At 53.5% G+C, this 3110-nt stretch carries 3 protein-coding genes and 2 pseudogenes; all 5 read left to right on the top strand.

Annotated elements, in window-relative coordinates; genetic code table 11:
- The coding region (locus BMI01S_RS40300) for an RICIN domain-containing protein (protein ID WP_156123912.1) at positions 1-533 on the top strand (533 nt) is incomplete at its 5' end.
- Positions 534-932: 399 nt separating this feature from the next.
- The gene (locus BMI01S_RS41660) at positions 933-1409 is read left to right on the top strand and encodes a hypothetical protein (RefSeq protein ID WP_154671524.1); all 477 of its coding nucleotides are present in this window, start codon (positions 933-935) and stop codon (positions 1407-1409) included.
- 150 nt (positions 1410-1559) lie between these two features.
- A pseudogene (locus BMI01S_RS40295) lies at positions 1560-2059 on the top strand (transposase); the annotation flags it as partial.
- A 217-nt stretch (positions 2060-2276) separates the two neighbouring features.
- The gene (locus tag BMI01S_RS36600) at positions 2277-2618 is read left to right on the top strand and encodes an RcnB family protein (protein ID WP_028233030.1); all 342 of its coding nucleotides are present in this window, start codon (positions 2277-2279) and stop codon (positions 2616-2618) included.
- Positions 2619-2716: 98 nt separating this feature from the next.
- Positions 2717-2959: pseudogene (locus BMI01S_RS36595) on the top strand (IS6 family transposase); the annotation flags it as partial.
- Between the last annotated feature and the right edge of the window lie 151 nt (positions 2960-3110).

Below are 3110 nucleotides of genomic sequence, written 5' to 3'. Positions count from 1 at the left end.
CCGACTATCTATCCTCATGGGTAGGAGGTTCATTATTACTGTTATCTTCCCCGTTGTGGGCAGATGAAATAACCCTTGACGTGACAATTACCAACATATTTAACGGGGGTGTATTAGTTGCTGTAGGAAAAAACGCTCAACAAAATTCGGAGGTATGGGGAGAGGCCGCCTTTGACTATCGAAATGATACTGCTTCAATAAATTTTCAGATGATTTATTTAACTGACGGAAGCATCAAATTCAAACACCCAGTAAGTGGATGGTGTATATACGCTGAAAATAATGGAAAAACAGTGATGGGAAATTGCAATCATGATAGAGCGAGATGGAAACTAATTCCTAATCAGAACGGCTCCGTTCTTCTAAAAAATGTTGCTCGAGACGGTTGTCTTGCGGCGAACAGTAAAAATGTTAACGTGTTTTATCTGGACTATCCCCGTTGTCCTTTGGAGGGGCAGATCGCTCATGCATCAATTTCTTGGGTCATAACCTCTTCTCGCGGTAACTCAAGGGTCGCCACAACTTGGCGGTAAAAAGAGTCGTTAAACGAGAAGGCGCTCGCGATGCTGAAGAAGATTTCGCCGGTGGCCTGGCAGCACATCCACTTCCTTGGGCATTACACGTTTCGCAACGAGAGTCCCATCGACATCGCCGCTATGCTCGCCGGCCTCGATCTCCTGTAACCACTTGAAATTCAGGGACTTCCGAAATTTCTGCGGTTCGGGCTTGGAACCCCATCATGCGGTTTACCTGATGCTATGGAGCATCATCACCACTCACGGCATCACGTCGTCCACAACAGATTTTTCCAGTAAGGAGACGTGCGAAGCCGCTGCGACCCGATTCAATGCCGAGCAAGTCATGGAAGCGAACCAAGTGCGGGCAACTATGTTCGCGATGTGTGTGCGCAAGTGACAACGGAAAATAGCCTCATGAAGAGAATTACGAGCATGCGGGTAGACGTCAGATATCCGGAGAATTTCCCGCTCAAAGGATGGGACAAAGCGATGTTCGGAATTCGAGTATCACGCATGTTCAGGCAAGGCTGGATTTCCATCTGTGACCTTGATGAATGCCGGGAATCGCTCGGCCTTGGTGAGGCGGATAAAAAGGCGCGCGCGCTGATCTTCAGGAGTTGCACTGCGGCAATTTCAAGAAATTGCCGGTGGAAAAAAGTTATGTGGAGATGTGGCGGATTTTTCGCGAATCCCGGCCGCGCCTCTGGGCGAGGTCCAGTTCATGATGGCCGCATGCGTGGGTCAGAAGGCCCGCACGGTCAGACAGGTGCTGCGCAGCTCACCACCGTCATAAGGCTGAGGCGCGAGGCCCACCCTCGTTGGTCACCTTACGTTATTCCGTTGATTGCGTTGCAATATCTCCAGCATTGTCCGATGTGCGACAAATGTTGAACATTTTCGACAGCCGGGTCGGTCGACGGGTTGTGTCTATATAGCGGCCCCTCCGGCGCGAAAATTGCATTAGGGCAATGCCGATCAAGTCCACCGTTCACGACTGTCACGCGTTATAGCGCGAGCATGTAACGGCGGAAGCGTAAAACGATGAAACAACTGACACTGGCGATAGCTGTCGATCAATGCGCGGGATTCGGAGCGCAGCGCAAACCTACGCGACGCGAAGCGTTTCTCGATGAGATGAATACGATCGGCCGTGGGCGCAACTGTGTGCGGTGGTGGAGCCGTTTTTTCCGAAATGCGGCAATGGCTGCCCGCCAATTGCGCTGGAGCGCATGCTGCAGATTAATTTTGTGCAGCACTGGTTCTGCCTTGCCGACTTTCATGCGAAGAAGTGCTGTACGACAGCCTCAACCTGTGTCGTTTCGTTGGCATTGACCTTGGCAGGGAAACGGTGCCGGAAGCCACCACACTGCTCAAATTCCGGCATCTTCTGGAAGAGCACAAACTGCGCGAGCGAATCTTCGCGGAAGTGGGAGTGGTGCTGCAGGCGCGGGGAGCAAAGGTCCAGAGCGGCCCGATCGTCCACGAAGAACGAGGAGAAGGCGCGTCACCCCGAAATGCATCAGACACGCAACGGTCAGCAAAAAAATGCGCGAATCGTAAATTACTTGAAATCGGATTCCCTCTACTACTATGGATAGACGCTTCACGCCCCAAAAAATCTTTCGTTTTCAAGCCATTGCCTCTCTCTTCAGGGCAGCTTCGCACAGTCGGGTATCACGGTTTTCAGGATCTTCTATAACCGAAGAAGCCATCAGTCATGGCGACGTTAATCATTTTCTTGCCTCAGGAGATCGGATCATGAAAAGCCAACTCGTCCTCTCGGTCATTGCGGCTCTCGTCGTCGCTGCCTCCTCTTCCGCAATTGCTCAAGACACCCAAGGCACATCCGGTAGCGACCAAAGCCAGGGCACAGGTCGCCAGCAGGTCATGCCGACTATGCCGCATCGCGACTGGCACGAGGGCCAGCAGGTCCCCTCGAAATACCGGCATTACAACTTCCTGATGAACGGAAATGACTGGAAATCGTATAATCTGGACGCGCCAAAGCGTGGCCAGCAATGGCTGGGTGTGAACGGCGACTACGTGCTGGTCAACCGCAGCAACTGGAAGATCGCGAAGATCGTCCCGGGTACCGAGTGAGCGGACTGCGTGACGCGGCGGGCTATGCCATCGTAGTCCGCGCCGCAACTTGCGCCGGCTCTGTCAGGTTGACGCAGGAGCGGGGGTAGAATGAAGCGATGAAGAAAAGAAAGTCGCTTTTTCAAGGTCACCGCTTCCTTGCCATCGTCATCAGCTGCGCGGTTCGCTGGTATTTCCGGTTCAGCCTGAGCCTGCGCGATATCGGGGAGTTGTTGCTCGAGCGTGGTGTCGTCGTCACGTACGAAACAATCCGTTGCTGGTGCGACAAGTTCGGCGCTGAATTCGCCCAGCGTGCAAAGACGGCGCGGCGCAAGCGGGGCAACACATGGCATCTGGATGAGAGTAAGCGGTAGTTTCGGCCGCGCCTAGCGCGGCCGGGTCAAGAGGATCAAGCTGCGTCCGCAAGCTCAACATTGCGGACGCAACTTATGACTGACAGGCTTTGTTCAAGAGTGCCGCTTGCGCGGCGGCCGTGGGTCGGGTAGAAAGAGT

It is taken from the genome of Paraburkholderia mimosarum LMG 23256 = NBRC 106338 (genome assembly GCF_000739815.1).
Classification (GTDB): Bacteria; Pseudomonadota; Gammaproteobacteria; order Burkholderiales; family Burkholderiaceae; genus Paraburkholderia; species Paraburkholderia mimosarum.
Note: the sequence above shows the minus strand (reverse complement) of the source record. Positions and strands in the feature narration are given on the sequence as shown.

Bases quoted from the DNA above. Each gene is read 5' to 3' on its own strand.
- BMI01S_RS36600 (WP_028233030.1), top strand. From the start codon at position 2,277: ATGAAAAGCCAACTCGTCCTCTCGGTCATTGCGGCTCTCGTCGTCGCT.
- BMI01S_RS41660 (WP_154671524.1), top strand. From the start codon at position 933: ATGAAGAGAATTACGAGCATGCGGGTAGACGTCAGATATCCGGAGAAT.